Annotated in this window: 3 protein-coding genes; 1 reads left to right on the forward strand and 2 read right to left on the reverse strand. The window is 67.9% G+C overall.

All coding sequences use genetic code 11. The features are described from left to right. Positions 1-77 precede the first annotated feature (77 nt). Positions 78-794, reverse strand: coding sequence for a DUF554 domain-containing protein (locus I2E26_RS01175; protein WP_195419294.1), 717 nt, complete (start codon positions 792-794; stop codon positions 78-80). Between the two features lie 10 nt (positions 795-804). Then, the gene (locus I2E26_RS01180) at positions 805-1,293 is read right to left on the reverse strand and encodes a low molecular weight protein-tyrosine-phosphatase (RefSeq protein ID WP_195419295.1); all 489 of its coding nucleotides are present in this window, start codon (positions 1,291-1,293) and stop codon (positions 805-807) included. A 612-nt stretch (positions 1,294-1,905) separates the two neighbouring features. Between I2E26_RS01180 and I2E26_RS01185 the strand changes: the two genes are divergently transcribed. Then, complete coding sequence (locus I2E26_RS01185) at positions 1,906-4,380, forward strand: Tex family protein (protein WP_229056310.1); 2,475 nt, start codon at positions 1,906-1,908, stop codon at positions 4,378-4,380. Positions 4,381-4,445 lie beyond the last annotated feature (65 nt).

Genomic DNA, 4,445 nt, shown 5'->3' on the forward strand with positions numbered 1-4,445 from the left:
CGATGACTTGGAGGCGCCTCGAATGCGCGCCCCCCTGCGCGGCGGCTGGCTGCCCGCACGCGTCGCAGGCGCGCCCGCTACATGAAGAGGGCGGCGAGCATGGCCACGAGTACACTCGGCAGCATGTTGGCCACGCGGAACGTCTTGCCCCAGATCAAGTCGACGCCGATGCAGAAGATGAGGATCGAGCCCACGGTCGACAGGTTGGCGAGCGCGGTCGCCGTCATGAGCGGCTGTAGGAAGCTAGCCAACAGGGTGAGGCTGCCCTGGAGCACGATGACGGGGATCACGGCGAAGATGCAGCCCTTGCCCATCGAGGCCGTCATGGTGCATACGAGCAGCGCGTCGATGGCGCCCTTGACCGCTAGGGTCGAGAAGTCGCCGGTGGTGCCGTCTTGGATGGCGCCCACGATGGACATGGCGCCCACCGCGACGGAAAGCGATGCCGTCACGAAGGCGTCGACGAATTCGGCGTCGCCGTTGCTGCGCGTGGCGTATTTGAGCCATTCACCGAAGCGGTCGATCTGGCGTTCCAGGTCAAGCACCTCGCCGATGAGCGATCCCAGGGCGAGGGAGCCCACCACCAGGGCGGTATTGCTCGCCGAGAGCCCGCCGTCTGCCAGGGAGAGCATGCCGGCCATCGCGCCCGAGATGCCTACGAACAGGATGGCGACCGCGGTTGCTTTGAGCAGGGTGTCCTGGATGCGCCCGTTGATGAAGCGGCCGAACGCCATGCCCGCGAAACCGCCGACGAGGATGAGCGAGACGTCGATAAGCGTGCCGAGTCCGATCATGGGTGTGCTCCTAACGCGTGCGCGCCGCCGGGAGGGCGGGCGCGGGACAATTGGTTACGTGCTGGAAGAGGGCGGAACAGCCCGTGACGACGTCGCGGTAGGTGGCGTCGAAGTCGCCGGTGTACCAGGGGTCGGCGACGTCGGCGGAGCTTCCCGCATATGCGAGGAGCTTCGTGCAGGCGCGCGCGGCGTCGGCGCCGAGGATGCGGCGCAGGCCGCGCTCGTTTTCTTCATCCATATAGACGACGTGGTCCCAGCGGTCGAATTCGTCGCGACTGACCTGCCGCGCTCGATGCGGGCCCACGGGTATGCCGACCTCCCGCAGCTTCGCCACGGTGCCGCGATGGGGTGGGTTGCCGATCTCCTCGCGGGAGGTGGCGGCCGAGTCGATCGCGAATTCGTCCTCGCGACCGGCGCGCCGCACGAGCTCCTCGAATACGAACTGCGCCATGCTCGAACGGCATATATTGCCATGGCATATGAAGAGGATGCGGTGCATGGGGTTCCTTTCGCGAGGGGTTCGGGCTCCATTGTACCGTGGCGCGTCGCGTCGCGGCTCCACGCGGTCGGGCGGTAGCGGCGACGTGGCGTTTCGTGCGCCGGGGCGGTGTTCGCGCGGGGGGCTCTATGGTTTTGTCAGCCGTAGCGGCTTTCGTTATTCAGCATGGCCCATCAGGGCACCGGCGTCGCGCGCGACCGGCCCACCGAGATGGGAGGGGAGCTGGGGCGGTGCCCGCGGGCGCCGGCGCCTACCTTGTGCGTATGCTTTCGACGTTGTGCGTATGCTTAGGCATTTGCACGTATGCTTTTGTGCTCGTTTTTACCGTTTTTCGCCCAAAAAATGGCAAAAAGCATACGTATGAGATTCGAACTGGCGAAAAGCATACGCATGGGAGTCAAACTGGCGAAAGGCATACGCATGGGAGTCAAGCTGGCAAAAAGCATACGCATGGGATTCGAGCTGGCGATAAGCATACGCATGGTGTTTGGGACGGTTTCGAGCGGGGCGCGGCTGCTGCTGCGGCGCGTGGCGAGTGCATGGAGCGTGCGCCGCGCGTCGGCTCGGTCGTGTAGGATAGGGAACCCGACTGATTAGTGAGGAGATCGAGATATGGCCGATACCCAACATGTCGATGTTGCTTCCATCATGAATATGGTCGCCGCGCTCAACCCTGCCAACGCGGGCAAGTCGGCGGCAACGCCTGGTTCCGCACGGGGCGCGGGCGCCTCTGCGGGCGCGGCGGGCGAGGGCGTTCGCGCGTCCGGTGCATGCGCGGCCGCAGGGACCGGAAGCGCGAGCGGCGTCGTTTCGTCAGCCGAGACGGGCGCCGTCACCGCTGCCGTTTCGCCTGTCCCGACGGCCGCGGCCGATGTCGCGCCGGCAGCCGAGCGCCTGGACGTGCCCGCCGAGGTGCCGGAGGCCCTCAAGGCGCGTATCGCCGCCGCGCTGGCAGCCGAGCTCGGCCAATCCGCGTCGCGTATCGAGGCCGTGGTCGCGCTCATCGACGAAGGCGCCACCATCCCGTTCATCGCGCGCTACCGCAAGGAGGTCACGGGCGGGATGGACGACGTTGCCCTGCGCGCGCTCAACGACCGCTTGGCCTACCTGCGCAACCTCGAGCAGCGCAAGGCGGACGTCATCGACCTCATCAACATGCAGGGCAAGCTCACGCCGGAGCTTCTGGACGAGATCCGCTCGGCCACGGTGCTCCAGCGCGTCGAGGACCTCTACAAGCCCTATCGCAAGAAGCGCGCCACGCGCGCCTCGAAGGCCCGCGACGCCGGCCTGGAGCCGCTCGCCAACCTCATTCTCATGCAACCCGCGCGCAGCGACGATCCGCTCAAGGTCGCTGAGGGCTACCTCAACGCGCCTGCCGGCTACGACACCCCCGAGGCGGCGCTTGCGGGCGCGCAGGATATCGTGGCCGAGCTCGTGGCCGAAGACCCCGAGAACGTGGCCGACCTGCGCGAGTTCACGCAGAAGACGGCCGCCATCGAGTCCGAGGCGGTGGATGCGGACGAAAAAACGCCCTACGAGCCGTACTACGAGTTCGCCGAGGCGGCGCGGACCATCCCCAACCATCGCATCCTGGCTATCAACCGCGGCGAGCGCGAGGGCAAGCTGCGCGTGCGCGTACGTGTGGACGGCGAGGCGGCGTCGAATCGTCTGGTAGGCCGCTATCCACGCCGTCGCGGCCCCTTCGCCCCCGTGCTGGAGGGTGCGGTTGCCGACGGCTACAAGCGCCTGATGGCGCCCTCGCTCGAACGCGAGCTCCGCGTCGACCTCACGGTCCGCGCCCAGCTCGACGCCATCAAGGTGTTCGCCAAGAACACCGAGGGCCTGCTGCTGCAGCGCCCCGTGCGCGGCGCCCGCGTGATCGCGCTCGATCCGGGCTACCGCGCCGGCTGCAAGGTGGCGGTGCTGGACGAATATGGCAAGCTGCTTGACCACACCATCCTGTATCCCACGCCGCCGCGCCGCGACATCGCGGGGACCAAGCGCGAGCTGGCCCGCCTCGTGCGCAAGCACCGCATCAACACCATCGTGGTGGGCAACGGCACGGCGAGCCGCGAGACCGAGGAGGTCGTGGCGGCCTTCATCGCGGAGTCGGCACCAGATCTGCGCTATACCATCGTGAACGAGGCGGGCGCGTCGGTGTATTCGGCGTCCGAGCTGGCGAGCCAGGAGTACCCCGACCTCGACGTGACCACCCGCGGCGCCATGAGCCTGGGCCGCCGCTTGCAGGACCCGCTGGCCGAGCTCGTCAAGATTCCGCCGCAGTCCATCGGCGTGGGCCAGTACCAGCATGACCTCGACCAGGCGGAGCTGGGCCGCGCGCTGGGCAACGTGGTGGAGGACGTGGTGAACCGCGTCGGCGTCGACCTCAACACGGCGAGCGCGAGCCTGCTGTCCTACGTGTCGGGCATCACGCCCGCGGTGGCGAAGAACATCGTGGCATATCGCGAGGAGAACGGTGCGTTCACCGACCGGCGCCAACTTAAGAAGGTGCCCAAGCTCGGACCCAAGGCGTTTCTCAACTGCGCGGGCTTCCTGCGCATCGCCGGCGGCAAGAACCCCCTCGACGCCACCAGCGTGCATCCCGAGAGCTACGACGTGGCCACCGAGCTGCTGCATCGCGCGCACGTCGAGCCCGCGGCGCTGGCTGCCGGCGGCGTTCCCGGCATCGCCAAGCGCGTGGGTTCTCTGGGCGAGCTGGCGGGAGAGCTGCATTGCGGCGTGCCGACGCTGCGCGATATCGTGGCGGAGCTGGAGAAACCGGGCCGCGACCCGCGCGACGATGCACCCGAGGTCATCTTCTCGCAGGCTGCGCGCAGCATCGAGGACCTCGAGGTGGGCATGGAGCTCAAGGGCACCGTGCGCAACGTGGTCGACTTCGGCGCCTTCGTGGACGTGGGCGTGCACCAGGACGGTCTCGTGCACATCTCCAAGCTGGCCGACCGCTTCGTGAAGCACCCCAGCGAGGTCGTGTCGGTGGGCGACACCGTGACCGTATGGGTGACGGGCGTCGACCGCGCGCGTCAGAAGATCTCGCTCACCATGGTGAAGGGGAAGATGGACCGCTAGCCGAGGTCCCGGCGTAGCCCAAGGGGCCGGACGCCGCCGCGCGGGCCCCGGGTGGCGGGCGCGGT

The organism is Collinsella sp. D33t1_170424_A12 (assembly GCF_015554865.1).
Lineage (GTDB): Bacteria > Actinomycetota > Coriobacteriia > Coriobacteriales > Coriobacteriaceae > Collinsella.